Genomic DNA, 26,811 nt, shown 5'->3' on the forward strand with positions numbered 1-26,811 from the left:
GCGCGGGTCAGCCGACGGGGGCTCCGTCCTCCAGGTTGAGCACCGTGCCGCGCTCCCGCGCGCGCAGGGCCCAGCGCAGCCGCGCGCGGCGGACCGGCGGCAGCAGCCTGGCCGCCTCCTCCTCGTCGACGAAGCGCCAGCCCCGCAGTTCGGGCCCTGGCAGCAGCAGCCGTCGGGCCTCCTCGGCGGTCAGCCTGCCGCCGTCGAAGAGCAGCCGCAGCCCTCCGTACCCCGGAGGGCGCGGCGGCTCCCAGTCGACCACCAACAGCTTCGGCACCTCGGTGAGTTCGATCCCTATCTCCTCGGCGACCTCCCGTATCCCGGCGCGGGCGGGGGCCTCGCCCCGCTCGACCACACCGCCGGGGAACTCCCAGCCCGGCTTGTAGGTGGGGTCGACGAGGAGCACCCGGTCCTGCTCGTCGAAGAGGAGCACCCCGGCCGCGACGGTCTCCGCGGTCGGTTCGGGCGTCTGGACGATCTCGCAGACGCCGGCCACGCCGTCCCGTACCGCCTCGGCCAGCGCCTCGGCCGTCTCCCGCGCGGTCAGCACGGTGTTGTCGATGACGTGGGCGTCTCCCGTCAGCCAGTCCAGGGCCGTACGGTAGGGCTCGATGTGCTCGTAACACCAGCGGCGATTGCGCTCGTTCACCTCCGGATCGTCGGCGACGTCCTCACGAGCCGCGATACGTGCGCGAAGTATCGTTTCATCTGTTGACAGCAGCACATGGTGTACGGCAATGCGGCGCGCGGCGAGACCGCCGAAGATCTCGTCCCGGTACTCCTGGCGCAGCAGGGTCATGGGGACGACGAGCGCCCCGCCGACCTCGGCCAGCAGCGCCGCCGCCGTGTCGACCACCAGCCGCCGCCAGATCGGCAGGTCCTGGAAGTCGCTCACCTCGGCGAGCTTCTTCTGCGGCAGCAGCCGCGTCAGTTCCCCGGCGATCGGCTCGGGATCGTAGAGCGTGCAGTTCGGGATCAGGTCGATCAGTTCACGCGCGGTGCTGGTCTTGCCCACTCCGAACGCGCCGTTGATCCAGACGATCACGGTTCCCCCTCTTCCGTAGGGCCCAGGTCGCGAGAGCCCCCAGTGGACTGCCCGCAACACCCTGCCACGGAAACCCCGTGCGGGATCAGAGCGCCGCTCCGGCCAACCGGCCGTGACCAACCCGTGCCGGGGCCGTAACACAAACCCGTGGCACGTCGTTGGAATGCTCGATGTCGTCAACGGGCAAGGGGGGTACGCGATGCGCCGCACGGTGCTGGAGGAGTTTCCCGCGGGCGGGCCGCGCGGGAGCCGGCCCGCGGAGGAGTTCGCGCGGGCGCGGCGGGACGAAGGGACGCCCGCCGAGGTCGTGATGGACCTCGACTCGGACGTCTTCCTGGTCGTCGTGCCGCAGCAGGCGACCGATCCCGACTCCTGCTCCTGAGACCGCCGGACCGGGCCCGTGCGAACGGGTCCGGAGTTTCTGACGGCCCGAAGTCCCCGGCGGGTCCGCAGACCGGCACCGCGAACCGTACGAGTGGAGAGCCCGAGATGCCCAGAACACCGGCCGCCCTGGCGCTGTGCCTCGCCCTGGCGGCGGTCGCCGTCCCGCTGAGCGCCAGCCCCGCCGCCGCGGACAGCAGCGCGTGCACCCATCACTTCTCGGGGCCGCAGATCTGCATCCGACTGGAGGGGCGCGGCGCAAGGAACTCCGTCACGGGGATCTGGACCAATCCTCCCGAGGAGATCGCCTCCCGCCCGGTGTCCCTGCTGCGGAACGGGCGGCACGTCGACACGGCCACGGCCGTCCGCTCCGGCAAGGCGCTGACGCACACCTGGCCGTCCGGGGACACCGGCAGCGGTACGGAGCTGTGCGTACGGTTCCGGGGCAGCCAGCGGCTGGCCTGCCAGACCACCCACTGACCGGCACTCGGTTCGAGGCCGGGCCGCCCCGCCGCCGGACTGCCCCGCCACCGGACCCGGTCGCCGGGCCGGACGCCGTCAGCCGGCCATCGGCGCCGCGGTGTCCCGCCGTGTGAGCAGGGCCGCCGCCGCCGCGCCCACCAGCCCGGCGTCCGTGCCGGTCAGCGCCGGGGCCACCGTGAGCCGTTGGACGAACGAGAGCGTCGCGTACTCCCGCAGCGAGCGGCGCAGCGGGGCGAACAGGACCTCGCCGGCGCCCGCGACACCGCCGCCGATGACCGCGATGCGGATCTCGGTGAGCGTGGCCGTCGCGGCGATCCCGGCGGCCAGCGCACGCGCGGCCCGGTCGAAGGAGGCGATGGCGACCGGGTGCCCGGCCCGCGCGGCGGCGGCCACGGCGGCGGCCGAGGTGTCGCCGTCGGGGCCCGGCAGCCAGCCGCCCTCCAGAGCCCTGCGGGCGATGTTGGGGCCGCTCGCGATCCGCTCCACACAGCCCCGGGCTCCGCACGGACAGAGGTCGCCGTCCAGTTCCACGCTGATGTGCCCGATGTGGCCCGCGTTGCCGGTGGGGCCCGGGTGAATCTTTCCGCCGAGCACCAGCCCGCCGCCGACACCGGTGGAGACCACCATGCACAGCGCGTCGTCGTAACCGCGGGCCGCGCCCTGCCAGTGTTCCGCGGCGGCGATCGCGACGCCGTCCCCGACCAGGGTCACCGGCAGCCCGCCCGTGGCCGCCCGTACCCGCTCCACCAGCGGGAACGCCCGCCAGGCCGCAACGTTGACCGGGCTGACCGTACCGGCCGAGGCGTCCACGGGGCCGGCGCTGCCGATGCCCATCGCCGTGGCCGTCGGCCACAGCGGCGAGGCGGCCACCTCGGCCAGGACCTCTTCGACGGCGCGCATCACCGTCTCGCCGTCCTCGCGCGCCGGGGTCGGGCGCTGGGCCCGTACGAGGATTCTGCCGCTGCCGTCCACCAACGCCCCGGCGATCTTGGTGCCGCCGATGTCGAGTGCGGCAACGGAGTCGGTATGCATCGGTGTGGCATCTCCTGGAGATGAGGCGCATTCAAGGGAACCGCGCGGGTAGGTGTCCTCGGTTTCGATGAACAGTTTCCATTCCCCTGACAACGTTGTCCAGGGCCTATGCTCGACCGCACGTCCCGGACGGCGCGCGTCGCGCCCCCGGACGACCCGACGACCGTACGACGACAGGACAGCGCACTGTGGCCGATACCGCCCGCCGCCCCGAACCCCGCTACGGCAACCGGCCCACGATGAAGGACGTGGCCGCCCGGGCCGGGGTCGGGCTCAAGACCGTCTCCCGTGTGGTCAACAGCGAGCCGGGGGTCACGGCGGACACCGAGCGGCGGGTGCAGGAGGCCATCGACGCGCTGGGGTTCCGCCGCAACGATTCGGCACGCGTGCTGCGCAAGGGCCGTACGGCGAGCATCGGGCTGGTCCTGGAGGATCTGGCGGACCCGTTCTACGGTCCGCTGAACCGCGCCGTGGAGGAGGTGGCCCGCGCCCACGGCGCGCTGCTCATCAACGGCTCCAGCGCCGAGGACCCGAACCGCGAGCAGGAGTTGGTGCTGGCGCTCTGCGCGCGCCGGGTGGACGGGCTGATCGTGATCCCCGCCGGGCAGGACCACCGCTATCTGGAGCCCGAGATAAAGGCCGGGGTGGCGACCGTCTTCGTGGACCGGCCGGCAGGCCGCATCGAGGCCGACGCGGTGCTCTCCGACAGCTTCGGCGGGGCCCGTTCGGGCACCGCCCACCTCATCGCGCACGGCCATCGCCGGATCGGCTTCATCGGCGACCAGCCCGGCATCCACACGGCGGGCGAGCGGCTGCGCGGCTACCGCACCGCGATGGCGGACGCCGGTCTCGCGATCGAGGAGGAGTGGGTCTCGCTCGGCACGACGGCGCCGGGCCGGGTCCAGGAGGCGGTCGTCGCGATGCTCGGCGCCCCCGAGCCCGTCACGGCGATCTTCACCGGCAACAACCGGGTCACGGTGACGGTGGTACGGGTCCTGGCGGCCCACCACCGGCCGGTCGCCCTGGTGGGCTTCGACGACATCGAGCTGGCCGATCTGCTCGACCCGGGGCTCACGGTCGTCGCACAGGACGCGGCGGCCCTGGGCCGCGCGGCGGCGCAGCGGCTCTTCCACCGGCTGGACGGCGCGGCCGACGCACCGTCCCAGGTGGTGCTGGCGACGCGGCTGATCGCCCGGGGCTCCGGGGAGATCCCGCCGCCTGCGGACGGGTGACCCGGCGCCGGGTCACCGGCCGCCCGGCACGCCGCCCTCAGGCCGCGGGCGGGTGAAGCCCTCCAGATCGGCGCGGGTGAGGCCGGTGAGGCGGGTGACCTCGTCGTGGTCGAGGGCGCCGCAGTCGAGTCCGCGCAGCAGGTGACCGCTGAGCGCCTTTGCGGTGGCGGGCTCGTCCATGACGGCGCCGCCCGCCTTGGCGACGTAGGCGGCCAGCCGGGCGGCGGCCGGTGCCAGGCCCTCGCGGTAGAAGGCGTACACGGCGGCGTAACGGGTCGGCAGATGGCCCGGGTGCATGTCCCAGCCCTGGTAGTAGGCGCGGGCGAGAGCCCGCCGGGTGAGGCCGTAGTGCAGCCGCCACGCCTCGTGCACCTGCGGGGTCGGTCCGACCGGGAGGACGTTGGTGGAGCCGTCGCTGACCCGGACCCCGGTGCCGGCCGCGGCGACCTGCATGACGGCCTTGGCGTGGTCGGCGGCCGGGTGGTCGCTCGCCTGGTACGCGGCGCTGACGCCGACGCAGGCGCTGTAGTCGAAGGTGCCGTAGTGCAGCCCGGTGGCCCGGCCGTCCGCCGCGCCGATCATCCGGGCCACGGTCGCGGTGCCGTCGGCGGCGAGGATGGCCTGGCTGGTCTCGATCTGGATCTCGAAGCCGATCCGGCCGGGCTCCAGTCCGTGCGCCTTCTCGAACTCCCCGGCCAGCCGGGCCATCGCGGCTACCTGCTCGGCGTACGTCACCTTGGGCAGCGTCAGGACCAGCCCGTCCGGGAGTCCCCCCGCCGCCATCAGCCCGCTGAGGAAGATGTCCAGGGTCCGGACGGAGCGCTCGCGCACGGCCGCCTCCAGGCACTTCACACGGATGCCCGTGTACGGCGCCGAGGTGCCGGGGGCGCCGGCTGCGTACGCCTCGTGGACGAGCCGGGCGGCGCGGGCGGCGGCCTCGTCCTCCTCGCGGTCCGGCCGGGGCCCGTAGCCGTCCTCGAAGTCGATCCGCAGGTCCTCGACGGGCTCCCGGACCAGCTTGTCCCGTACGCGCTCGTACACCGGCCCGGCCAGTTCGCCGGAGAGGCCGAGGACGCGGGCCAGCGAGGCGGCGTCCGGGGCGTGTTCGTCGAGCGCGGCGAGCGCCTGGTCGCCCCAGGAGCGGACGGTGCCCGCGCCGTAGGCGTCGGCGGGTACGTAGACGGTGTGGACGGGCTGGCGGGTGCCGGGGTCGCCGGGGTAGCGGCGCGCCAGCTCGGCGTCGACCCCCGCGAGGGAGGCGCCGACGGCCTCGGTGACCGCCGCCGGGAGGCTCGTGGCGATCTTCTCGTGCTGCCCCATTCCGGCACCCTTCTTCTTTCCGCCTTGCGGAATCAGTAATCCGTTACCGAAGTTAAGCCGCAGGTCCGAGCCGCGTCAACGGCGGCCCGGCCCCGGCCCGGAAACGGCGCGGGGCCGCGCGGTGGGGTCCACCGCGCGGCCCCGGGGCGTACCGGAGGGGTCCGTTCAGCCCTTGCGCACCTTGATCTCCTCGGTGAGCTGCGGGACGACCTCGAAGAGGTCGCCGACCACGCCGTAGTCCACGAGGTCGAAGATCGGGGCCTCGGCGTCCTTGTTGACGGCCACGATGGTCTTGGACGTCTGCATCCCGGCCCGGTGCTGGATCGCGCCGGAGATGCCGGAGGCGATGTAGAGCTGCGGTGAGACCGACTTGCCGGTCTGGCCGACCTGGTTGGAGTGCGGGTACCAGCCGGCGTCCACGGCGGCGCGCGAGGCGCCGACGGCCGCGCCGAGGGAGTCGGCGAGTGCCTCGATGACCGCGAAGTTCTCGGCGCCGTTGACACCGCGACCGCCGGAGACCACGATCGCGGCCTCGGTCAGCTCCGGGCGGCCCGTGGACTCGCGCGGGGTACGGGAGACGATCTTCGTCCCGGTGGCCGTGGCGCCGAAGCTCACCGCGAGCGGTTCGACGGCGCCCGCGGCCGGGGCGGGCTCGACGGCCGCCGAGTTGGGCTTCACCGTGATGACCGGCGTGCCCTTGGAGACCCGGGACTTGGTGGAGTACGCGGCGGCGAACACCGACTGCGTGGCGACCGGGCCCTTGTCGTCGGCCGTCAGGTCGATGGCGTCGGTGATGAGTCCGGAGCCGATACGGACCGCGAGGCGCGCCGCGATCTCCTTGGCCTCGGCGGAGGACGGGAAGAGCACGGCGGCCGGCGCGACGGCGTCGTACGCGGCCTGCAGCGCGTCGACCTTCGGCACGACGAGATAGTCGGCGAACTCGGCGGCGTCGGCGGTGAGGACCTTCACCGCGCCGTGCTCGGCGAGCGCGGGCGCGGTGGCCTCGGCGCCGGTGCCGAGCGCGACGGCGACCGGCTCGCCGATGCGGCGGGCGAGCGTCAGCAGCTCCAGGGTGGGCTTGCGGACGGCGCCGTCCACGTGGTCGACATAGACGAGAACTTCAGCCATGGGATTGCACTCCTGCGGATGCGAGGGGTCGTGAGGATCTGGTGCCCGCGGGGCACCGAAGGCGGTGTGACGGGGCTCGGACCGACCGGCACACGGGGGCGGTGTCGCCCCGCATGTGCGCGTGGTCTCAGATGAACTTCTGCTCCGCGAGGAAGGCGGCGAGCTGCTTGCCGCCCTCCCCCTCGTCCTTGACGATCGTGCCCGCCGTACGGGCCGGGCGCTCGTCCGCCGAGTCGACGGCGGTCCAGGCGCCTTCGAGGCCGACCTCGTCGGCGTCGATCTCCAGATCCTCCAGGTCCCAGGAGGTGACCGGCTTCTTCTTGGCGGCCATGATGCCCTTGAACGAGGGGTAACGCGCCTCGCCCGACTGGTCGGTCACCGAGACAACGGCCGGCAGCGACGCCTCCAGCTGCTCGCTCGCGGTGTCGCCGTCGCGGCGGCCCCTGACCGTGCCGTCCGCGCCGCCCTCGACCGAGACCTCGGAGAGGAGGGTGACCTGCGGGACACCGAGCCGCTCGGCGAGGATCGCGGGCAGCACGCCCATGGTGCCGTCGGTGGAGGCCATGCCGCAGATGACGAGGTCGTAGCCGGTCTTCTCGACGGCCTTGGCGAGCACCAGGGACGTACCGAGGGCGTCGGTGCCGTGCAGGTCGTCGTCCTCGACGTGGACGGCCTTGTCGGCGCCCATGGAGAGCGCCTTGCGCAGCGCGTCCTTGGCGTCCTCGGGGCCGACGGTCAGCACGGTGATCTCCGCGTCGCCGTCACCGTCGTAATCCGCGGCGATCTGGAGGGCCTGTTCGACCGCGTACTCGTCCAGCTCCGACAGCAGGCCGTCCACATCGTCCCGGTCGACGGTCAGGTCATCGGCGAAGTGCCGGTCACCGGTGGCGTCGGGCACGTACTTCACACAGACAACGATCCTCAGGCTCACGCCGGCTCTCCTACCGCATCGTCATTTCTGGCTGCCTTGTTGCACGCAGCATAGGCGCCCTGCCGGGCTCTTTCCGGTCGGTGGGACCGGAGCCACGGAGTTGATATTACTCGCCAGTACATCCGGAGTATGCCCGCTGAGCAAGCGCTTGGAACTGTGACCTTCCCAACGCCCGGAAGGGGCCCGCCAGGGAACTCCCGCCGCGAGGAAGCCGGAGACCGCTCAGTCGCGCAGGGCGTTGAAGCGCCCCTGGTGGTAGAGGAGCGGGCGGCCGGCCCCCGACGGCTCCGGGCGGCCGGCCCCCGAGGGGTCACCGACCACGGCCTGGGCGACGACCAGCCGGTGGTCGGCGGCCGGGACCCGGGCGACGACCCGGCAGACCAGCCAGGCCAGCACCCCGTCGAGCAGCGGCACGCCCTCGGGGCCGGTGCGCCACGCGGTGGGCGGTGCGAAGCGGTCCGCGCCGCTGCGCGCGAACCGCGCGGCCAACTCGGCCTGGTGCTCCCCGAGTATGTGGACGCCGACGTACGCGGACTCGGCGAGGACCGGCCAGCTGGACGAGGAGACGCCGATGCCGAAGGAGACCAACGGCGGCTCCGCGGCGACGGAGTTGAGCGAGGTGGCGGTGAAGCCGACGGGGCGATCACCGCGGGCGGTGATGACCGCGACGCCCGCGGCGTGCTGCCGGAAGACGGAGCGGAGCAGGTCGGCGGAGGCAAGCCGGTGGGTGCCGAGGTCGGGGGTCGCCGTCATGGCAAGGTCCTTCTACGAGGTGTGTCGAACGGGTCCGTGGCTGCTCAGAGAGCCGGACAGCGCGCGCTCGCGTTACGGGCCAGGTCCACATGGGCCCGCCCGAAGAGAAGGAGTTCCTGGGGCACTTCGCCAGGGTGACGATCGGTGGCATGCACAGTCAAGTACGTGGGTCACAGCGCCGCGTACCGTCCCGGGTCACACCGCCGCGCCCAGCGCGGCGATCACATCCACGGTACGGGGCTGCCCGGCGGCCCGGCGGACGATCCGTCCGCCGGCGTCCAGGACCAGCGTCGTCGGGGTCGTGACGATGCCCAGGTCCCGCACGAGCGCGAGCCGTTCCTCGGCGTCCACCTCCACGTGGGCGACCCCGTCCACCATCCTCGCCACCTCGGCGAGGGTGCGCCGGGTCGCCCGGCAGGGCTGGCAGAACGCGGTGGAGAACTGGACGAGCGTGGCCCGCTCCCCCAACTCGGCACCGAGTAGCACCCCGTCCAGAGCCTCTCGCCGCCGCGCACCGCCGCCGCTGCCGCCGCTGTCCGCCCGGCCGTCCGCCGGCGGTGCGCCGTCGGTCCGCGTCCCGTCGTCCGTCCGCACGTACGGCCTCCCGTCGTCGCGGCGGCGCGCCCTGCTGCTCACCGCCACCGTCCCGGGCAGCGTCCGCGCGACCGGAAAATATTCCGCGACCGGGACGGAGCCACCGCGCGCCCGCGCGTTCTCCCTGGCAGGCCCGGTGGCCCGGGTTTCCGGAGATGTTCCCGGAGATGTCCCGCCGGTGTTCCCCGGGGTGTTCCCGGCGACGTGACGAGAATCTCGCTCCGTGCGTACACCAGGACTGGCCACAGCGCGTCTGATACGGCAACATCGGCGCAATGCCGAAAACCTACGGCTGCGTAACTTCCGCCGGGAGAACCTCCCCGGAACAGAAGGGTCCTCCCCAAATGGCAGAGCTCGTCTATCGGCCGGTCATCGGCGCCGCTCACACCATGTTCAAGGCGCTGGACCTGAAGATCGACACGCAGGGTACCGAGCACATTCCGCGTACCGGCGGTGCCGTGCTCGTGAGCAACCACATCAGCTATCTGGACTTCATCTTCGCGGGACTCGCGGCGCTCCCCCAGAAGCGGCTGGTGCGCTTCATGGCCAAGGACGCCGTGTTCAAGCACAAGGTCTCGGGCCCGCTGATGCGCGGCATGAAGCACATCCCGGTGGACCGCAAGCAGGGGGAGCACGCGTACGCCCACGCCCTCGCCTCGCTGCGCGCCGGTGAGATCGTCGGGGTCTTCCCCGAGGCGACGATCTCGCAGTCCTTCACGCTGAAGAGCTTCAAGTCGGGCGCCGCCCGGATGGCGCAGGAGGCGGGCGTTCCGCTGATTCCGGTGGCCCTGTGGGGCACCCAGCGGGTGTGGACCAAGGGCAGGCCGCGCAACTTCAGGCGCAGCCACATCCCGGTGACGATCCGGGTCGGCGAGCAGGTCGAGGCGCCGGCGGACCAGTACGCGGGCGCGATCACCCGGCGGCTGCGCGAGCGGGTGCAGGAGCTGCTGGAGGCGGCGCAGCGTGCCTATCCCGTACGCCCCAAGGACGCGAACGACACCTGGTGGGTGCCGGCGCACCTGGGCGGTACGGCGCCCACCCCGGCCGAGGCGCGCGAGGCCGAGGCTCGCTGAGCGGAACGGACGGGGAGGAAACGTCTCTGCTGTGAGCGTGCAGCGTGCGGGCGCGCAGGGCCGCCCGCACAGGACGACCGCCGCCGGACCGCACCGGGGTCCCGCGCGATGACCGACCGCGTGCTGGACCTCCTGCGCACCCGCCCCGATCTGGCCGCACTGGCCGCGTTTCCGTTCGGCTTCGACGTGGACGGGGCGTACCACGTCGAGGCGGTGCACCTGGCCTCCGGTGCCCCGCTGGAGCCGGTCGCCGGGGACGATACCGGCGGCACGTACTTCCTGTGCGGGGGAACGGCCGTGCTGTACGCGTCCTCCGAGGGAGATGCCGTGCTGCTGGCCGACAGTGTGGGCGAGGCGCTGGAAATCCTTGTCCGGCTGCCCGAATGGTGCGAGGACCTCTCCCCGGAGATGGACGAGGCGGAGTTGGTCGCCGCGGTCCGTGCGGCGGACGACAAGGCGCGGGAGGAGTTCGTCCCCGATCTGGACGCGCGCCGAGCGGCGTTGATCAGCGGTCTGGGTCTGCCGGACCGCCCGCTGACCGAACTCCTCGCCCTGTCGGAGTCGGCCGCCGGACGCACCGAGCCGGACCATCTCCTGCTCAACTCGGCCGAGTTGTGCGCGTACCGGCTGGACGAGTCCTGCCGGCGCCCTCTGCGTGACACCGTGCTCGGCCCCGGACGCGCCCTGCTGGAGCGGCTGCGCGCCGGTGACGCGGGCGCGCGGGAGGAGGCGGCCGGCGACGCGGTGCTGCGGGCCGGGGTGCTGCGGGCGGCGCGGCACGACCGCCGGGAGGACGATCTGCCGCTGCTGCGTCTCCTGCTGGAACACGAGAACGCCACGCGGACCGAGTGGTTCGAGGAACGGCTGCTGGCCGCGGCGCTGGTGGCGTCGTACGGACGGGACGAGGACGTTCCGCTCCTGCGGTCGGCCACCTCCGGGCAGATCACCGACAGCCCCGGGGCGGTGGCGTGGGCCCGTGCCCGGGAGGCGTCCGCCGAGACCGAGTTCACCTGGGTCGAGCTGGCCCGCCGGCAGGGCCGTGTCGAGCACGCCCGGGTCTCGCTCATCCGCATGCTGGACGACACGGGCCCGTCCTCCGGCGCCCGGCTCCGGGAGTTGAGCCGCGCGCTGGAGCGCCTCGGCGACCACGCGCAGGCGGCCCGCGCCCAGTTCTACCTGCTCTCGCTCCAGGACACGGCGTGGGACCGGGCCTCGGAGGCGTACGTCCTTGCCCGTCTGGAGTGCCGCAAGGGCGATCTCGCGGCGGCGGGACGGGCGCTGGAGCGGGCCAGGGCGGCGGTCGGCGCCGACGGCTCGGCGACGGACGGAACAGTCCTCCAGTGGCACCGCCGGGCGCTCGGCCGGCTGATCACGGAGCAGCATCTGGAGCTGACGCTCGCCGCCGTCGAGGCGGGCGACGCGGAACTCGCGCGTGCCACGATGGCGCACGGCCGAGCGCTGCTGGACATCATCGGCAAGGAGTCGGTGAAGGCGCTCGGCGGGCTGTCCACGCGGGCGAAGTGGGCGGTGGCGGGTCTGCGCCGGAGCGACGCCTGACCCTTCGCGACCCCTGACCCTCGCGCCGTCTGACCTTCGCGCCGCCGACGCCGCGCCGGGGAGCCCGCGCCGCTCAGGCGGTCATCTCCTCCTTGAGCGCCTGCACGAAGGCGTCTACGTCGTCCTCGGTGGTGTCGAAGGAGCACATCCAGCGGACGTCCCCGGCCTTCTCGTCCCAGAAGTAGAAGCGGAACCGCTCCTGGAGGCGGACGCTCACGGCGCCCGGCAGCCGGGCGAAGACGGCGTTGGCCTGGACCGGGTGCAGGATCTCCACCCCGTCGACGGCACGGACCCCGGCCGCGAGCCGCTGGGCCATGGCGTTGCCGTGCCGGGCGTTGCGCAGCCACAGGTCCCCCGCGAGCAGCGCCTCCAACTGCACCGACACGAAGCGCATCTTGGACGGGAGCTGCATCGAGAGCTTCCGCAGGTGCTTCATGGCCCGTACGGCGTCCGGGTTGATCACGACGACGGCCTCGCCGAAGAGCATGCCGTTCTTCGTGCCTCCGTACGAGAGGACGTCCACGCCGGCCGTGTTGGTGAAGGTCCGCATCGGAACGTCCAGCGACGCGGCGGCGTTGGCTATCCGGGCGCCGTCGAGATGGACCTTCATGCCGAGCGCGTGGGCGTGCGCGCACAGGGCGCGGATCTCGTCGGGCGTGTACACCGTGCCCAGTTCGGTGTTCTGGGTGATCGACACGGCCTGCGGCATGGCGCGGTGCTCGTCGTCCCAGCCGTACGCCTGCCGGTCGATCAGCTCGGGCGTGAGCTTGCCGTCGGGCGTCGGTACGGTGAGCAGCTTGAGCCCGGCGACGCGCTCGGGCGCGCCGCCCTCGTCCACGTTGATGTGCGCGGACTCGGCGCAGATCACGGCGCCCCAGCGGTCGGTGAGCGCCTGGAGCGCGACGACGTTGGCGCCGGTGCCGTTGAAGACGGGGAACGCCTCCGCCGTCGGGCCGAAGTGGCTGTGCATGACCCGCTGGAGATGACCGGTGTACTCGTCCTCGCCGTACGCGACCTGGTGGCCGCCGTTGGCGACGGCGAGCGCGGCGAGGATCTCGGGGTGGGCGCCCGCGTAGTTGTCGCTGGCGAAGCCGCGCACCTCGGGGTCGTGGTGGCGGCGCGCGTCCGTCGTACGGGACCTCATGGTCCTGGAGTCAGCCACAGGCGGTTTCCATTCACTTCCCGGGCGGGCCTGTCCCAGACCCCGGCGATGGCCTCGGCCAGTTCCGTGACGTCGGTGAAGCCCGCGAACTTCGCGTTCGGCCGCTCGGCGCGCATCGTGTCGTGCACCAGTGCCTTGATCACCAGGATGGCAGCCGCGGCCCGGGGCCCGTCCTCGCCCCCCGCCTTGCGGAAGGCGTCGCCGAGGGCGAGCGTCCATGCCTCCGCCGCTGCCTTGGCGGCGGCGTACGCGGCGTTGCCCGCGGTGGGCTTCGTGGCGCCCGCGGCGCTGATCAGCAGATACCGGCCCCGGTCGCTGCGCAGGAGCCCGTCGTGGAACGCGAGGGAGGTGTGCTGGACGGTGCGGACGAGCAGCTTCTCCAGCAGCTCCCAGTCGGCCGGGTCGGTCCCGGCGAAGGTGGCGCTGCCGCGCCAGCCGCCGACGAGGTGGACCAGACCGTCGATCCGGCCGAACTCCTTCTCGGTCCTGGCCGCCCAGGCGCGGGTGGCGGCCAGGTCGAAGAGATCGACGGTGTCGCCGGTGACGGTGGCCCCGCCGTGCGCGTACCGGGCGGCGTCCACCGCTTCGGCGAGCCGCTCCGGGTCCGCGTCCGCGGCCACGACGGTCGCCCCGGCCTCGGCGAGCCGCAGCAGCGCCGCGCGCCCGGCGGGTCCGCCCGCGCCCGCCACGGCGACGACGGCGCCGTCGAGGGCGCCGCCCGGGGCCGACGGCACACCGGGGTCCGGGTCCGGCGCCACGTCCGGCCCCGTTTCCGCGCTCGCTCCCGGACGCACCGCCATGCCCGTCTCCTGCCCCGGCGCGCTCACGCGGCCGTCCGGTCCGTCGCCGCGGATCCCGCGGACCCGTCGGATCCCGCCGTTCCGGCGGATTCCGCGGTGATCCCCTTCGTCTGGGCGATCACGTGCTTGAGCTTCTTGGCGAGCGCCTCGTAGAACATGCTGAGCGGAAACTCGTCGGGAAGCACGTCGTCCACGAGCTTCCGGGGCGGCTGCGAGAGGTCCAGCGCGTCGGGGCCCTTGGCCCAGCGGGATCCGGGGTGGGGCGCGAGGTACGTGGAGACCAGGTCGTACGCCGCGAACCAGTGGACCAGCTTCGGCCGGTCGATCCCCGCCCGGTAGAGCTCCTCGATCTCCGCGCAGAGCTGGTTGGTGACCTGGGGCGCCCGCTCCCAGTCGATGCGCAGGGTGTTGTCCGTCCAGCGCACCACGTCGTGCTGGTGCAGATAGGCGAAGAGGAGCTGGCCGCCCAGACCGTCGTAGTTGCGTTCCCGCGCGCCGGTGACGGGGAAGCGGAACATCCGGTCGAAGAGCACGGCGTACTGGACATCGCGGCCCTGCGGGAAGCCGTCCGCCTCCAGCCGTACGGCCTCCCGGAAGGCGGTGAGGTCGCAGCGCAGCTCCTCCAGGCCGTACATCCAGAACGGCTGGCGCTGCTTGATCATGAAGGGGTCGAAGGGCAGGTCGCCGTGGCTGTGGGTGCGGTCGTGGACCATGTCCCAGAGCACGAAGGCCTGCTGGCAGCGGCCCTGGTCGGCGACGAGCGCGCGGATGTCCTCGGGCAGGTCGACCCCGAGGGTGGTCACGGCCGCGTCGATGACCCGGCGGAAGCGGGCGGCCTCGCGGTCGCAGAAGATGCCGCCCCACGTGAACCGCTCGGGGGCCTCGCGCACGGCGATGGTCTCGGGGAAGAAGACCGCGGAGTTGGTGTCGTACCCGGGGGTGAAGTCCTCGAAGGTGATGCCACAGAAGAGCGGATTGTCGTACCGCGTGCGCTCCAGCTCGGCGAGCCACTCGGGCCAGACCATGCGCAGCACGACCGCTTCGAGGTTACGGTCCGGGTTGCCGTTCTGCGTGTACATGGGGAAGACAGCGAGGTGCTGGCGGCCGTCCGTCCGGTCGGCGGAGGGCCGGAAGGCGAGCAGCGAGTCCAGGAAGTCCGGGACCGCGAAACCGCTGTCGGCCCATTTACGCAGGTCGGCGACGAGCGCGGCATGGTACGCGGCATCGTGCGGAAGGAGCGGGGAGAGCTGCTCGACCGCGTCGGTCACCCGGTCGAGTGCCGCCTCGGCGACCTCGCGCGCCGGGGCTCCCTCGGCGTCGAAGTCGATCGAGCCGTCCGCGGACTGCCAGGGGCGGATCTCCTCGACGGCACTCTTGAGCCGGGGCCACGCCGGGTGTCCGATCACTCGGTCGACACCGTTCGCGCCGGGCCTGGAGGTGTCCTGCACAAGAATTTCCGTCATGTCACTTCCTCCACAGGAGATCTTGGCGTCAAACCACCGTATAGGTGTCTCGATCTCCGATACAAGCGGAGATCAAAAAATCATCCTGCCGACCCCCCATGGTCACCGCTAATTTTCCTGCGCATCCACGGTTTGACGCCTCGATTCAGCGTAGCGCCGGGAACCTCCCCCGGCACGGGGACGGCGGGGCAACGGCGCGGGCACCCGGCACGGGGACGGCGGAGGACCCGGCACGGGGACAGCAAGGGACGGCGGGGGGCGCCACGGAAGGCAATCGCCTCTAGGCTGCGCGCGGGAGCCGCTGTCGACGAAAGCGAGACTGTCTTGACTTTCCAGATCATCGGTCATCGTGGAGTGATGGGTGTCGAACCGGAGAACACCCTGCGCTCCTTCACGCACGCGGAGCGTGCCGGTATGGACGCCATCGAGCTGGATCTGCACCTGAGCAAGGACGGCGCCCTCGTCGTCATGCACGACACGGAAGTGGACCGTACGACCGACGGAACGGGCGCGATCGCCGAACGGACGCTCGCCGAGCTGCGGGAGCTGGACGCGGGCGACGGCGAGCGCGTCCCGGTCTTCGAGGAGGTCCTGGACGCCGTACGGTCGCCGCTCCAGGCCGAGATCAAGGATGTGGCGGCGGCCCGCGCGCTGGCCCGGGTGATGCGCGAACGCGACCTCGTGGAGCGCGTCGAGGTGTCCTCGTTCCACGACGAGGCGGTCGCCGAGATCGCCGCGCTGGTGCCGGGGGTACGGACGGTGCTGATCGCCAGCCGCTGGGGCGCGGACGTGGTGGACCGGGCGACGGCTGTGGGCGCCGCCTCGCTCGCCCTGAACCTGCGCAGACTCACCCTGGAGGTCGTGGAACACGCGCACGAGCGGGGTCTCGGCGTGATCGGCTGGGTGGTGAACACGCAGGAGCAGCTCCGGCTCGCGCGCGCCTTCGAGCTGAACGCCGTGACCACCGACCGCCCGGAGATCCGGCGCACCGGCCGTTTCACCGCCTGAGCGCGCCGTATTCACCGCCTGAGCGCTCCGTACGCGTACGGAGCGCCCGGGCCCGGGTCGCTCCTGAGGTCAGGTCAGGGGCTTGACCAGCAGCTCGAACTCCAGGTCGTCCCGCTGCGGGATGCCGAAGCGCTCGTCGCCGTACGGGAAGGGGAACCGCTTTCCCGTACGGCGGTAGCCGCGCCGCTCGTACCAGGCGATCAGGTCCTCGCGCTGCGCGATCACGGTCATGTGCATCTCACCGACCGCCCAGTCGGCGCGTGCCCTGCGCTCCGCCTCCGCGATGATCCGCCGGCCGAGTCCGCCGCCCTGCGCCCCCGGCGCCACGGCGAACATGCCGAAATAGGCGGCGTGCCCGCGGTTCTCCAGCTGGCAGCAGGCGATCAGCCCGCCGTCCCGCTCGACGGCCAGCAGCCGGCTGCGCGGCGCCTCGACCACCGCGAGCACGCCCTCCCGGTCGATCCGCTGCCCCTCCAGGAGGTCCGCCTCCGTCGTCCAGCCCGTACGGCTGCTGTCGCCGCGGTAGGCCGACTCGATGAGCGCGACCAGGGCGTCGGCGTCGGCGGCCGTGGCGTCGCGGTAGGTGAGTGCGCCGACAGGGCTCGGGACGGTGTCCATGATGCGCGGTCTCCTTGCGGCCGGCCCGGGAGCCGACGAGCTGGTGGGCTGCTGATGGGGCAGCAGCAGCCTAACGCGGGTACGGATGGGCACGACGGGGTGCGAGGGGGGGGCGGTACGGGCGACTCGGTACAGCTGTAGGTACGGCTCCCGCCCCGGCACCGACGGGTCCGTGACACCGATGGGAGTGTGCAACGACTGTGACACGCGAGACATCCGCCGTCCGACGGGCACTGGTCGTCCGGGGCGGCTGGGAGGGACACCGCCCCGTGGAGATCACGGAGTTGTTCCTGCCCTTCCTGCGCGCCCGCGGCTACGAGCTGACGATCTCCGGCACTCTGGACGTCTACGCCGATCCCGAACTGCTCGCCGCCACCGATCTGGTGGTCCAGTGCTGGACCATGGGCGAGATCACCGCGGAACAGAGCGCGGGACTCGTCGCCGCCGTACGCGCCGGGACCGGGCTGGCCGGCTGGCACGGCGGGATCGTCGACTCCTTCCGCGGGGACCTCGGCTACCAGCTGCTGACCGGTGGCCAGTTCCTCATGCACCCGGAGGGCTTCTCGGACCACGAGATCACTCCGGTCGCGGAGCACGCCGGCCATCCGGTGACGGCGGGCCTCGGCGCCTTCCGGGTCCGTACGGAGAAGTACTGGCTGGCCACCGATCCGCTGATCGACGTGCTCGCCACGGTCGGGTTCGCGGCGGACGAGGACCGTTCGCGGCCGGTCACCATGCCTGCCGTGTGGACCAGGAACTGGGGCGCGGGGCGGGTCTTCGTCTCGGCCGTCGGCCACAAGCCGGACGACTTCGACGTGCCCGAGGTACGGACACTCACCGAGAGGGGACTGCTGTGGGCGAGCCGCTGAGAATCGGCATGGTGGGCGCGGGCACGATCAGCGGCGCCTATCTGGACACCCTGGAGCGGCTGGGGAACGTGACGCTCACCGCCGTCACCGATCTCGATCCCGGCCGCGCCGCGGCCGTGGCGGCCCGGGTGCCGGGGACGGCGGTCGCGGGCTCGGTCGCCGAGCTGGTGGCCAGGGCCGATGTCGACGCGGTGCTCAACCTGACGATCCCTGCGGCCCACGCGGACGTCGCCCTGACGGCGCTCGCCGCGGGCAAGCACGTCTACGGGGAGAAACCGTTCACCACCACCCGGGAGGAGGCGGACGCGCTGCTCGCCGCCGCGGGCGCGGGCGGCCGGCGTCTCGGGTGCGCGCCGGACACCGTGCTGGGCACGGGGGTCCAGACGGCGCGCAAGGCGGTCGACGACGGACTGATCGGCACTCCGGTGGCGGCGACGGCCTTCATGACCACGGCGGGACACGAACGCTGGCACCCGGCGCCGGAGTTCTACTACCGGCCCGGCGGCGGGCCGCTGCTCGACATGGGCCCGTACTACCTCTCCGCGCTCGTCCATCTCCTCGGCCCGGTCGTGAAGGTGACCGGCGCGGCCTCCCGGCCCCGCGCCGAGCGGGAGATCGGCGGCGGGCCACGGGCCGGCGAGCGGTTCGGCGTCGAGGTGGACACCCATGTCAGCGGGGTGCTCCAGCACGCCGGCGGCGCCCTCACCACCCTTCTGATGAGCTTCGACATCCAGGCCGCGCGGCTGCCGCGCATCGAGGTGCACGGCACCGGCGGCTCCCTCTCCGTACCGGACCCGAACGGCTTCGACGGGCCCGTGGAGCTCCACGGGAGCACCGGGGAGTGGGAGACCTTGCCGGTCTCGGCGGGGTACGCGGGCGCCGGGCGGGGCACGGGGCTCGCGGATCTGGCGCGGGCCCTCGCCGAGGACCGCCCGCACCGGGCCTCCGCCGAGCTGGCGCGGCACGTCCTGGACATCATGCTGACGCTCCTCGACTCGGCGCGGGAGGACAAGGCGCTGCGGGTGGCGAGCAGTTGCTCCCGCCCGGAGCCGGTGGAGGCGTAACCGTACGAGGACCGGAACGAAGGGAAACGACCGCCGGGGCGCGGAGGGATGCGCCCCGGCGGACCGGCTCCGCACCTCCGCGGTCTCCCGCGCGCCCCTGTGCCCCTCTGCGCGTGTCTGCGCACCCGTCGCCGGGGGCATCACTCCGCCGGAGCGACGGAGCGGGGACGGAGCGGGGGAGGTGCCCGGTGCACGGATCTGCGGCGGCCGGCTGGCTGCTCGTCGCGCTCTGCGCGACGGCGGGCGGGCTCTGTCTGCGCCGACTGCGGGCCGGCGGCACGGCCCGGCACACTTCGGCGGGCGGCGAGGCGCTGATGGGGTTCGGGATGGCGGCGATGGCCCTGCCCGCCACGGTGGTGACACCGCCGCGCTGGGTCTGGCTGGGGTACGCGGCGGTCTTCGGCGCGGCGGCGCTGCGCGTGCTCGGCACGGACCGCGGCTCGGCGCACCGGGCGCACCATCTGCTGGGCCTGCTCGCGATGGTCTACATGGCGGGCTCCATGGCCGCCGTGGCGGGTGGCACGCACACCGCGCACGCCGCGGGGACACCGCTGGTCACCGGCGCGCTGCTGCTCTACTACGCCGGTTATGTGCTGTGGGCGGGCGCCCGGCTGCTGCCGCTGCCCGCGCCCGTGCCAGCGCCCACGGCCGGTCCGGTGAACGGGGGTTCCGGGCCGGTCTCCTGGGCCGACCGGACGGAGTTGGTGCCGGCCTGCCGGCTCTCCATGGGGATCGCGATGCTGACGATGCTGCCCACGCTCTGATTCCGGTCGGTTGCGGCCGGTTCACGCCCTTTACCGAGATCACCCGCGCCGCCGCCAAACGTGTCGTGGGTCACTTGCCGGTCAAGGTCATACCCTCGCACCGCGCGGCCCTCATACTCTGGGCGCCATGATGGTCTCCTTGGCGCTGCTGCTGCTCGGTGCACTGGCCGCACTCCTCGCGCCGCGGATTCTGTCCCGCGCCGAATGGCCCGAGCGTGAGCCCGTGGTGGCGCTGTGGGTCTGGCAGTGCGTCGTGGCGGCCGTCCTGCTGAGCTTCGCGCTCTCCATGGTCTTCAGCGCGGCCGCCGCCTGGCTGGCCGTACGGGGCCATGTCTTCGCGCCCGCGCCGCGCGGCGTGGTGGAGGCGTACGCCTTCGGGCCGAACCGGTCGTGGTCCGCGGGGCTCGCCGTCCTGCTGGCGAGCGGCGGCCTGTGGACGGTGGCGATGCTCACCCGCGAGATCCATCGGGCCCGGCGCAGGCGCCGGCAGCGCCGCAAGGAACTGCTCGTACGGGCTCCGGTGCTGCCGGGCGAGGAGCCGGGCGGTGAACCGCTCGTCGTCCTGGAGGGCGAGCGGCCGGGTGCCTGGTGGCTGCCGGGCGCCGCGCCCCAACTGGTTATCACCACGGCCGCGTTGCGCCGCCTGAAAGGCCGTCAGCTCGACGCGGTGCTCGCCCATGAGCAGGGCCACGCGCGTGCGCGTCACGACTGGCTGCTGCACTGCTCGGGGGCGCTCGCGAACGGCTTCCCGCAGATCCCGGTCTTCGCCGCGTTCCGCGACGAGATGCACCGGCTGGTCGAGTTGGCCGCGGACGATGTCGCCTCGCGGCGCTTCGGACGGCTGACGATCGCGCTGGCACTCGTCGAACTCAACGAGGACCGGGGGGTGTTCGGCCCGGGTACCGCTCCGGACGCGCAGGTGCCGCAGCGCGTCAACCGGCTGCTGACGCCGGTCCCGCGGCTGACCGCGGGACGCCGGCTGCGCCTGACGGCGGCCGCCGCGCTGGTGCCGGTGGTCCCCCTCCTGATCGCCTTCGGACCGGCGCTGCGCGCGCTCGGCTGACCGGCGGGCGGGACGGCGGGCAGGACTGCGGGTAGCCCGACCGGCGCTCCGTCGGCGAGGATCACCCCATGCGCTCCCAGCCGATCCCCGCAGCCCAGGCCCCGGACCCGCCCTCTCCCGCTCCCCCGCCGTCACCACGTCCGGGCGGCACCCGTTGGACCGGAGCGGGCCGTACGGCCGTGCTGCTGGCCGGCGCCGCGGGGGTGCTGACCGTGCTGGTCGCCACGCGGTGGGGACCGCTGATCGCGTTCGACTCGGCGGTCGCCGAGGGGCTGCACCGCCGGGCGGTGGCCGAGCCGGGGATCACCTGGGTCAACCGGCTGCTCACCGACTGGGCCTGGGATCCCTGGACGATGCGGCTGCTGACGGCGGTGGCCGTGGTGGTGGTGTGGCTGCGCGGCGAACGGCTGCTCGCCGCGTGGGTGGCGGCGGCGAGCGCGCTGGGCGCCGGCGTCTCGCAGGGGCTGAAGTGGGCCGTGGGACGGGAGCGTCCGCAGTGGCCCGACCCGGTCGACTCGGCGCACTTCGCCGCGTTTCCCTCGGGACATGCCATGGCGGCCACGGTGGCGTGCGGACTGCTGCTGTGGCTGATGTGGCGCCGTGGCGTGGGCCGGCGCCTCTGGTGGGCGGCCGTGGCGGTCGCGGCGGTGTCGGCCGCCGGAGTGGGGATCACCCGATTGTGGCTGGGCGTGCACTGGAGTTCGGACGTTCTGGGCGGCTGGCTGCTCGGTGGCGCGCTGGTCTCGTTCTCGATCGCGCTGTTCAGGCGCGTGACCTTGTCCAGAGAGCCGTGACGCGGGAAGGATCGGGTACATGACCTACAAGGGTGTGCTCTTCGACTTCTCCGGAACCCTCTTCCGTATCGAATCCGCGAGTTCATGGCTGCGCGCCGTGCTCGACGAGGCGGGTGTCGCCGTATCCCCCATCGAGGTGCGGCGGTACGCGATGCGGCTGGCCGTGGCGGGTGCGCTGCCCGGCGGATCCTCCCCGCAGGAGGTTCCGCCGGATCTGGCCGAGCTGTGGGCGACCCGTGACAAGAGCGCCGAGCGGCACCGCGCCGCGTACACCGGGGTCGCCCGGCAGGTGGAACTGCCCCGCCCCGACCTGTACGACGCGTTGTACGACCGCCACATGACACCGGACGCCTGGCGCCCCTACGCGGACGCGGCCGAGGTCCTGTCCGCGCTGCGGCGCGCCGGTATCGGCATCGCGGTCGTGAGCAACATCGGCTGGGACCTGCGCCCCGTCTTCCGCGCCCACGGCCTTGACGCGTATGTGGACGCGTATGTGCTCAGTTACGAACACGGCATCCAGAAGCCCGATCCACGCCTCTTCAGGACCGCCTGCGAGGAGCTGGGCCAGGACCCGCACGATGTCCTGATGGTCGGCGACGACCGTGACGCGGACGGCGGCGCGGCCGAACTGGGCTGCTCTGTCCACTTCGTGGACCACCTCCCGGTGGAGGAGCGCCCCGCGGGTCTGCGCCCGGTCATCACTCTCGCGGGCGCCGACCCGCTTCCTTAGGGTCTGTCGCCGGAGTCCCGCCGCGGGCGGGGGCGCCGCCCGCACGACGCCGCCCCCGCGCACGGCACCGGCGTGGGGCGGGGCGGGGGTTCACCGGTCGTCGAGGTCCCGGGCGAGCTGCCGCAGCAGGGGGCCGTACTCGGGATGGGCGAGCGCCGAGGCGAACTGGGCCACGAGGTAGTCCGCGGGGTTGCCGGTGTCGTACCAACGGCCCTGGATGACCTGGCCGTAGACGGCGCGGGTCGCCGCGTAGGCGTTGACCGCGTCGGTCAGATAGACCTCGCCGGTGCGGTGTGTGTACCAGCGCTCGGTCTGCTCGCGCAGTTCGTCGATGATGCCGGGGGTGATGACGTAGCCGCCGATGGCCGCGAACGCCGACGGCGCGTCGGCGGGCTTCGGCTTCTCGACCAGTCCGGTGATCCGCAACAGCCCTTGGTCCAGGTCCTCCTTGACGACGGGGACACCGTAACGGCCGGCGTCCTCCGGGGCCATGGGCATCAGGGCCAGCACCGGGCAGTGGGTCGCCTCGTACGCGCGGATCAGCTGCTGCGCCCTGGGTACTTCGGCGACGAAGACGTCGTCGGGCCACAGGACCAGCATCGGTTCGTCACCGAAGTGCCGGGCGGCGTTGAGCACCGGGGTGCCGTTGCCGTAGGGGCCCTGCTGGTCCAGGTACGTGATGTGGCCCTGCCTGGCCAGCTCGGCGACCTCCTCCACCGCGTCGGCGTAGGCGGTCTTGCCGTCGGCGCGCAACTGCTCCACCAGGGCGGGGTTGGGCCGGAAGTGGTCCTGGATCAGGGACTTGCCGCCCGAGACCACGATGGTGATGTCGGTGATCCCGGACGCCACCAGCTCACGCACGGTGTGTTCGATCACCGGTTTGTCGCCGACCGGCAGCATCTCCTTCGGCGTCGCCTTGGTCAGCGGCAGCAGTCGCGAGCCCAGCCCGGCGGCGGGGATCACGGCCCTGCGGATCATCGAAGTGGTCATCGGCTCTCCTGGTCGGAAAGGGACGGCCCGGCCGGAAAGCCATGTCCTGGCCGACACGCCCGCGCCTCGGCACGCACCGAATGCTACTGGCTCGTGGTGACACGCCGGGGAAACGGCCCGGGGAGATCCATGTGACCTCGCCCGCATCCACGGGGCTCCGCACGGCGTCGCCGCCGGGCAACGCCTTCGGAAGCCCCGTGGTGTGCGCTTTTCAGCAGGTCGAGACTCCGGTCACGGTCACGCCGGGTCGAGGCGGGAGACGCTGCCGGCGATGTCGAGCACGTACAGCTCGCCGTCGCCGTCCTGCACGAAGGAGATGACCTGGCCGCCGCTGACCCCGAGGTCGCTCTCGCCGGTCACCTTGCCGTTGTCCATCCGCAGGGCACGGACGGTGCCGTCGCAGTAGTCGCTGAACAGGTACTGCCCCTTGAGGTCCGGGATCGCCTCGCCCCGGTAGACGTATCCGCCGGTCACCGAGCAGCCCAGCCCGCTCCGGTCGTACTCGTGGACCGGTGGTACGTGGTTCGCGGGCTCCGTGCCGCCCCGGAAGGGGTGGTTGCCCTCCATCCCGGACCAGCCGTAGTTCTCGCCGCCCTCGCTGTCCGCCGGGGCCCAGTCGATCTCCTCCCAGGCGCTCTGGCCGACGTCGCCGATCAGCAGGTCGCCCGTGCCCGCGTCGAAGGAGAATCGCCACGGGTTGCGCAGCCCGTACGCCCAGATCTCGCCCCTCGCCTCCGGGTCGCCGACGAACGGGTTGTCCGGCGGAATCGCGTACGGGTCGCCGCCGCCGGGGTCGATCCGCAGCATCTTGCCGAGCAGGGTGTCGAGGTTCTGCCCGTTGCCGTGCGGATCGCCGCCCGAGCCGCCGTCGCCGAGCGCGATGTAGAGGTAGCCGTCGGGGCCGAACCTGATGTCGCCGCCGTTGTGGTTGGCGTACGGCTGCGTCTGGGTGAGGACGGTGCGCCGGGTGTCCGGCTGGATCTCGCCGTCCCGTACGGCGAACTCGTCCACGGTGCTGGTGCCTTCGCGGTCCGTGAACGAGATGTAGAAGTGCGCCAGTTCGTTGTCGAACGCGATGCCCAGCAGGCCGCGTTCGCCGTCGGTGGTGGTCTCGTCGGATATGTCGAGAACGGGCTCGCCGAGCCCCTGGTCGTCCAGCACCCGTACGGTGCCCGGGCGTTCGGCTATCCAGACCGTGTCACCGGGCCCGGCGGCACCGGCGATGGGGTTCTGGGCGGTGGCGACTTCCTTGAGCGTGACCTCCGCGGCCCCGCGTGGGGCCCTGGGCTCGTCGGCGGACGCCGTGGTCAGCGCGAGGGAAGCGACGAGACAGATGGTGCCGATGATCGCCGAGCTTCTGGTGCGAACTTTCACCGTGACCCTCCTGGAGGCGGCGAATGGGGGTAACCCGGCTGCTGAGGGCAGAGTCGTATGGGGTTGTCGCCCGCGCCAGCACGCAACCTGGGTGGGGGGATTGTGTGCCACTGGCTACGCATGAGCGTACAGGGACAGGAGCGCCTGGCGTAGACCAATGCGCCATCCCTGCGCCTCCGTTGCCCCCTCGCGGGCCCCCGCGCGGCCGGTCGGCTACCCGGGCTGTGACGCGATCTGGATCAGGTTGCCGCACGTGTCGTCGAAGACGGCGGTGGTGACGGGGCCCATCTCCAGGGGCTCCTGGGTGAAGCGGACGCCGAGGCCACTCAGGCGTTCGTACTCCGCCCGCACGTCGTCGACGGCGAACTGGGCGAGCGGGATACCGTCGCCGACGAGCGCGTCGCGGTAGGTCCTGACGGCCGGGTGGCCGGCGGGCTCCAGGAGGAGCTGGGTGCCGCCGGGCTCGTCGGGCGAGACGACGGTCAGCCACCGGTCCTGCCCGCCCACCGGGACGTCGTGCTTCTTCACGAAGCCGAGGATCTCGGTGTAGAAGCGCAGGGCCTTGGCCTGGTCCTCGACGAAGACGCTGGTCAGATGGATCTTCATGGGGTGTTCTCCTCCGGTCCGGACGGGTCGGGTACGGGCCATCGCTCGGCTATCCGCCGCAGCGGGGCCGTGTTCAGGTCGTGGAATTTGTAGCGGCCTTCCCGCCTGGTCTCGACCAGCCCGGCGGCCTCCAGCACGGCGAGGTGCTGGGAGACCGCCTGGCGCGAGAGGCCGAGCTGATGCTTCATGCTCAGCCGCGAGCAGATCTCGAACAGGGTCTGTCCGGATTTCTCCACGAGCTCGTCGAGGATGGTGCGGCGGGTGGCGTCGGCCAGGGCTTTGAACAGGTCGTCGGCCACGACCACACAATAGGCAAACATTCACTTGCCTATCAAGTCGCCACGAGAGCCGCTTGCGGCCCGGCCGAAAAGGATCACGGAGGACCACCGAGGATCACGCAGGCGAGAACGCCTCGGCGAAATAGGCACGGAGCACTTCTCTGTCAAGTTCAGTGCGTTGAGCAAGAACTGACGTTGACCGGCATCAACCCCGATCGCTCACGCTGTGAGCGCGGCACCCTCAATTGCCCCGTACTGACCCACACAACAACTTCGGAGAGCCCCATGCTTGGACCCGCCGTCACCTCCTTCTCGGAGACCGCAGCCCTGTACGCCATCCTCAACGAGGACACCGAGGAGGCCGAACGCATCGTCTCCGCGAAAACCATTGGTGCCCGGCTTGCTCCGCTGATGGACTGACGTCCTACCGTGAGTCTGCCGCGTGACGGAGGCAGTGGTTGTGACAGGCTATGACGTGCTTGCGGAGGTGTACGAATGGCTTATCTCGGATGCAAAGTTGCCTCCAGCCGAGTTCGCTGCGTCGTTCGACGACGTCCTCAATCTCCTGCCGTCGAACGCTCACGTCCTCGACTGTTCGTGCGGAACCGGACAGTTGGCGGTTGGCCTCGCCGGTCGTGGCATGCAGGTTGTCGCAACTGACGCCAGCGAGGCGATGGTTCGTCGGACTGCAGAGTTGTCTGAGAAGTTCGGGGCATCCGTCCGGGCCGTACGGGCGAACTGGGAAGAATTGCCCGACCATTTCCAGGACAACACGTTCGACATGGTGTTCTGCGTTGGCAACTCGCTTCACCATGCCGCGGGCGCGACAGGCAGGGGTGCTGCTTTGGAGTCGATGTCACGGCTTCTGCGCCCCGGCGGGCGCTTGGTACTCACATCCCGCACTTGGGAACTCGTGAGGGCCAGAGGTTCCCGGCTGGAGATCAGTGACCGACTCGTCCGCCGGAACGGTCGCGATGCCGTCGTGGTCTACCGCTGGGAGATTGCGCCGCATTGGGAGGAGGAGCACCACATCGAGATTGCGATCGCGCAAGTTGATGCGACCGGGTTGGTTCTTGTCCACTCGGAACTGCTGTCCTGCTGGCCCTACCGGTACGAGGAGCTCGAAGTCGAGCTGCACCGGGTCGGACTCCAAACGGAACTGAGCACGTTCGATCTTGAGGCCGAGAACTACATGGTGGTCGCGAGCAAGGTATAAACACCGGACTCTCAGTCCCTGGCCGGACCGCGCGGTTGCTCGCAGGACGCTTGCGCCCTCTCATCGGCGCAGGTTCAAGTGGTCAACGCAACGCCTCGGACGAGGAGTGCTCGTCGATCAGATGGCGGTAGATCCGGGGTGACGGTGTGGCGCTGTTTCCTGGTCGCGTCCAGATCAATGAGCAGGATCTCGTCGATCAGCAGCGTGAACGGATCCAGCTTCGACGGCCGCGCCGAAGCGGTTGTCGTGCGTGGCTGCGGCCAAGCCGAGGTCAGGGCCTTGTTGACCGTGCTCCAGGTGACGCCGTACTTGCACTGCAACGCCCGGTTCGACATGCCATCGCGGGAGTCGCGCCGCAGCGCGGCGTACAACTCGACCTTCGACTGGCCGGGCGGCATCGGAGGTGCTCCTTTACTGAGCACATCCAGCTTGACACCGCAACCCCGATGGTGACGTCAGAATTCGGTTCTGGCACATCTTGGG

General features: G+C 72.0%; 30 protein-coding genes. 14 read left to right on the plus strand and 16 right to left on the minus strand.

Annotated features, from left to right (window positions below):
* Nucleotides 1-7: 7 nt before the first annotated feature.
* Nucleotides 8-1,045: an NUDIX domain-containing protein gene (locus ACFXKG_RS18690; protein ID WP_384839742.1), complete on the minus strand. Its 1,038-nt coding sequence runs from the start codon at nt 1,043-1,045 to the stop codon at nt 8-10.
* Nucleotides 1,046-1,244: 199 nt separating this feature from the next.
* Between ACFXKG_RS18690 and ACFXKG_RS18695 the strand changes: the two genes are divergently transcribed.
* Nucleotides 1,245-1,427 (plus strand): hypothetical protein, encoded by a 183-nt coding sequence (locus ACFXKG_RS18695; RefSeq protein ID WP_384839745.1) that lies wholly within the window; start codon nt 1,245-1,247, stop codon nt 1,425-1,427.
* A 107-nt stretch (nt 1,428-1,534) separates the two neighbouring features.
* On the plus strand, nt 1,535-1,906 hold the full coding sequence (locus tag ACFXKG_RS18700; RefSeq protein WP_384839748.1) for a hypothetical protein: 372 nt from the start codon (nt 1,535-1,537) through the stop codon (nt 1,904-1,906).
* Nucleotides 1,907-1,984: 78 nt separating this feature from the next.
* On the opposite strand, the gene ACFXKG_RS18705 is transcribed toward ACFXKG_RS18700, so the two are convergent.
* The gene (locus ACFXKG_RS18705) at nt 1,985-2,941 is read right to left on the minus strand and encodes an ROK family protein (protein WP_384839751.1); all 957 of its coding nucleotides are present in this window, start codon (nt 2,939-2,941) and stop codon (nt 1,985-1,987) included.
* 188 nt (nt 2,942-3,129) lie between these two features.
* Between ACFXKG_RS18705 and ACFXKG_RS18710 the strand changes: the two genes are divergently transcribed.
* Nucleotides 3,130-4,173, plus strand: coding sequence for a LacI family DNA-binding transcriptional regulator (locus ACFXKG_RS18710; RefSeq protein WP_384839754.1), 1,044 nt, complete (start codon nt 3,130-3,132; stop codon nt 4,171-4,173).
* 12 nt (nt 4,174-4,185) lie between these two features.
* Here ACFXKG_RS18710 and ACFXKG_RS18715 read toward each other — a convergent pair whose 3' ends face one another.
* The 5 genes from ACFXKG_RS18715 to ACFXKG_RS18735 all read right to left on the minus strand — a co-directional run bounded on the left by ACFXKG_RS18715 (nt 4,186) and on the right by ACFXKG_RS18735 (nt 8,800).
* Nucleotides 4,186-5,493, minus strand: coding sequence for a DUF6986 family protein (locus ACFXKG_RS18715; protein ID WP_384839757.1), 1,308 nt, complete (start codon nt 5,491-5,493; stop codon nt 4,186-4,188).
* A gap of 165 nt (nt 5,494-5,658) precedes the next feature.
* The gene (locus ACFXKG_RS18720; protein WP_384839760.1) at nt 5,659-6,621 is read right to left on the minus strand and encodes an electron transfer flavoprotein subunit alpha/FixB family protein; all 963 of its coding nucleotides are present in this window, start codon (nt 6,619-6,621) and stop codon (nt 5,659-5,661) included.
* Between the two features lie 127 nt (nt 6,622-6,748).
* Nucleotides 6,749-7,552, minus strand: coding sequence for an electron transfer flavoprotein subunit beta/FixA family protein (locus ACFXKG_RS18725; RefSeq protein WP_384839763.1), 804 nt, complete (start codon nt 7,550-7,552; stop codon nt 6,749-6,751).
* Between the two features lie 222 nt (nt 7,553-7,774).
* Complete coding sequence (locus tag ACFXKG_RS18730) at nt 7,775-8,305, minus strand: flavin reductase family protein (protein WP_384839766.1); 531 nt, start codon at nt 8,303-8,305, stop codon at nt 7,775-7,777.
* A 195-nt stretch (nt 8,306-8,500) separates the two neighbouring features.
* Nucleotides 8,501-8,800: a TlpA family protein disulfide reductase gene (locus ACFXKG_RS18735; RefSeq protein ID WP_384839872.1), complete on the minus strand. Its 300-nt coding sequence runs from the start codon at nt 8,798-8,800 to the stop codon at nt 8,501-8,503.
* A 443-nt stretch (nt 8,801-9,243) separates the two neighbouring features.
* On the opposite strand from ACFXKG_RS18735, the gene ACFXKG_RS18740 reads away from it, so the two are divergent.
* Both ACFXKG_RS18740 and ACFXKG_RS18745 read left to right on the plus strand, forming a co-directional pair.
* Nucleotides 9,244-9,972: a lysophospholipid acyltransferase family protein gene (locus ACFXKG_RS18740; RefSeq protein ID WP_384839769.1), complete on the plus strand. Its 729-nt coding sequence runs from the start codon at nt 9,244-9,246 to the stop codon at nt 9,970-9,972.
* Between the two features lie 108 nt (nt 9,973-10,080).
* On the plus strand, nt 10,081-11,529 hold the full coding sequence (locus ACFXKG_RS18745) for a hypothetical protein (RefSeq protein WP_384839772.1): 1,449 nt from the start codon (nt 10,081-10,083) through the stop codon (nt 11,527-11,529).
* Between the two features lie 73 nt (nt 11,530-11,602).
* Here the strand turns inward: ACFXKG_RS18745 and ACFXKG_RS18750 are convergent, their stop codons facing one another.
* The 3 genes from ACFXKG_RS18750 to ACFXKG_RS18760 are packed head-to-tail and all read right to left on the minus strand — an operon-like array spanning nt 11,603 to nt 14,954.
* Nucleotides 11,603-12,673: a threonine aldolase family protein gene (locus ACFXKG_RS18750; protein ID WP_384839875.1), complete on the minus strand. Its 1,071-nt coding sequence runs from the start codon at nt 12,671-12,673 to the stop codon at nt 11,603-11,605.
* Nucleotides 12,670-13,491 (minus strand): SDR family oxidoreductase, encoded by an 822-nt coding sequence (locus ACFXKG_RS18755; protein ID WP_384839775.1) that lies wholly within the window; start codon nt 13,489-13,491, stop codon nt 12,670-12,672. Before ACFXKG_RS18755 ends, ACFXKG_RS18750 begins: the two co-directional genes overlap by 4 nt.
* 23 nt (nt 13,492-13,514) lie before the next feature.
* Entirely contained in the window at nt 13,515-14,954 is a 1,440-nt protein-coding gene (locus tag ACFXKG_RS18760; RefSeq protein WP_384839778.1) for a DUF6421 family protein, read from the minus strand.
* A 324-nt stretch (nt 14,955-15,278) separates the two neighbouring features.
* Between ACFXKG_RS18760 and ACFXKG_RS18765 the strand changes: the two genes are divergently transcribed.
* Nucleotides 15,279-15,962 (plus strand): glycerophosphodiester phosphodiesterase, encoded by a 684-nt coding sequence (locus ACFXKG_RS18765; protein ID WP_384839781.1) that lies wholly within the window; start codon nt 15,279-15,281, stop codon nt 15,960-15,962.
* A gap of 69 nt (nt 15,963-16,031) precedes the next feature.
* On the opposite strand, the gene ACFXKG_RS18770 is transcribed toward ACFXKG_RS18765, so the two are convergent.
* Nucleotides 16,032-16,580: a GNAT family N-acetyltransferase gene (locus tag ACFXKG_RS18770; protein ID WP_384839784.1), complete on the minus strand. Its 549-nt coding sequence runs from the start codon at nt 16,578-16,580 to the stop codon at nt 16,032-16,034.
* Between the two features lie 200 nt (nt 16,581-16,780).
* Between ACFXKG_RS18770 and ACFXKG_RS18775 the strand changes: the two genes are divergently transcribed.
* From ACFXKG_RS18775 to ACFXKG_RS18800, 6 genes are all read left to right on the plus strand, one after another.
* Nucleotides 16,781-17,449: a ThuA domain-containing protein gene (locus ACFXKG_RS18775; RefSeq protein ID WP_384839787.1), complete on the plus strand. Its 669-nt coding sequence runs from the start codon at nt 16,781-16,783 to the stop codon at nt 17,447-17,449.
* A complete protein-coding gene (locus ACFXKG_RS18780; RefSeq protein WP_384839790.1) occupies nt 17,434-18,513 on the plus strand; it encodes a Gfo/Idh/MocA family protein in 1,080 nt (359 codons plus the stop codon). The genes ACFXKG_RS18775 and ACFXKG_RS18780 overlap by 16 nt, the downstream gene beginning before the upstream one ends.
* Before the next feature lie 188 nt (nt 18,514-18,701).
* Nucleotides 18,702-19,277: a DUF5134 domain-containing protein gene (locus ACFXKG_RS18785; RefSeq protein WP_384839793.1), complete on the plus strand. Its 576-nt coding sequence runs from the start codon at nt 18,702-18,704 to the stop codon at nt 19,275-19,277.
* Between the two features lie 127 nt (nt 19,278-19,404).
* Complete coding sequence (locus tag ACFXKG_RS18790) at nt 19,405-20,340, plus strand: M56 family metallopeptidase (protein WP_384839796.1); 936 nt, start codon at nt 19,405-19,407, stop codon at nt 20,338-20,340.
* A 68-nt stretch (nt 20,341-20,408) separates the two neighbouring features.
* Complete coding sequence (locus tag ACFXKG_RS18795; protein ID WP_384839799.1) at nt 20,409-21,134, plus strand: phosphatase PAP2 family protein; 726 nt, start codon at nt 20,409-20,411, stop codon at nt 21,132-21,134.
* Between the two features lie 19 nt (nt 21,135-21,153).
* The gene (locus ACFXKG_RS18800) at nt 21,154-21,864 is read left to right on the plus strand and encodes an HAD family hydrolase (RefSeq protein WP_384839802.1); all 711 of its coding nucleotides are present in this window, start codon (nt 21,154-21,156) and stop codon (nt 21,862-21,864) included.
* Nucleotides 21,865-21,954: 90 nt separating this feature from the next.
* On the opposite strand, the gene ACFXKG_RS18805 is transcribed toward ACFXKG_RS18800, so the two are convergent.
* From ACFXKG_RS18805 to ACFXKG_RS18820, 4 genes are all read right to left on the minus strand, one after another.
* Entirely contained in the window at nt 21,955-22,854 is a 900-nt protein-coding gene (locus ACFXKG_RS18805; RefSeq protein ID WP_384839804.1) for a UTP--glucose-1-phosphate uridylyltransferase, read from the minus strand.
* A 237-nt stretch (nt 22,855-23,091) separates the two neighbouring features.
* Complete coding sequence (locus ACFXKG_RS18810) at nt 23,092-24,228, minus strand: PQQ-dependent sugar dehydrogenase (RefSeq protein ID WP_384839807.1); 1,137 nt, start codon at nt 24,226-24,228, stop codon at nt 23,092-23,094.
* A 213-nt stretch (nt 24,229-24,441) separates the two neighbouring features.
* The gene (locus tag ACFXKG_RS18815) at nt 24,442-24,834 is read right to left on the minus strand and encodes a VOC family protein (protein WP_384839809.1); all 393 of its coding nucleotides are present in this window, start codon (nt 24,832-24,834) and stop codon (nt 24,442-24,444) included.
* Nucleotides 24,831-25,133: an ArsR/SmtB family transcription factor gene (locus ACFXKG_RS18820; RefSeq protein ID WP_384839812.1), complete on the minus strand. Its 303-nt coding sequence runs from the start codon at nt 25,131-25,133 to the stop codon at nt 24,831-24,833. Before ACFXKG_RS18820 ends, ACFXKG_RS18815 begins: the two co-directional genes overlap by 4 nt.
* Before the next feature lie 264 nt (nt 25,134-25,397).
* On the opposite strand from ACFXKG_RS18820, the gene ACFXKG_RS18825 reads away from it, so the two are divergent.
* Both ACFXKG_RS18825 and ACFXKG_RS18830 read left to right on the plus strand, forming a co-directional pair.
* On the plus strand, nt 25,398-25,532 hold the full coding sequence (locus tag ACFXKG_RS18825) for a hypothetical protein (protein WP_384839815.1): 135 nt from the start codon (nt 25,398-25,400) through the stop codon (nt 25,530-25,532).
* A 40-nt stretch (nt 25,533-25,572) separates the two neighbouring features.
* On the plus strand, nt 25,573-26,328 hold the full coding sequence (locus tag ACFXKG_RS18830) for a class I SAM-dependent methyltransferase (protein WP_384839818.1): 756 nt from the start codon (nt 25,573-25,575) through the stop codon (nt 26,326-26,328).
* Between the two features lie 74 nt (nt 26,329-26,402).
* On the opposite strand, the gene ACFXKG_RS18835 is transcribed toward ACFXKG_RS18830, so the two are convergent.
* Nucleotides 26,403-26,726, minus strand: coding sequence for a hypothetical protein (locus tag ACFXKG_RS18835; RefSeq protein WP_095749789.1), 324 nt, complete (start codon nt 26,724-26,726; stop codon nt 26,403-26,405).
* Nucleotides 26,727-26,811: the final 85 nt, after the last annotated feature.

It is taken from the genome of Streptomyces sp. NPDC059255, assembly GCF_042752355.1.
Taxonomy (GTDB): Bacteria; Actinomycetota; Actinomycetes; order Streptomycetales; family Streptomycetaceae; genus Streptomyces.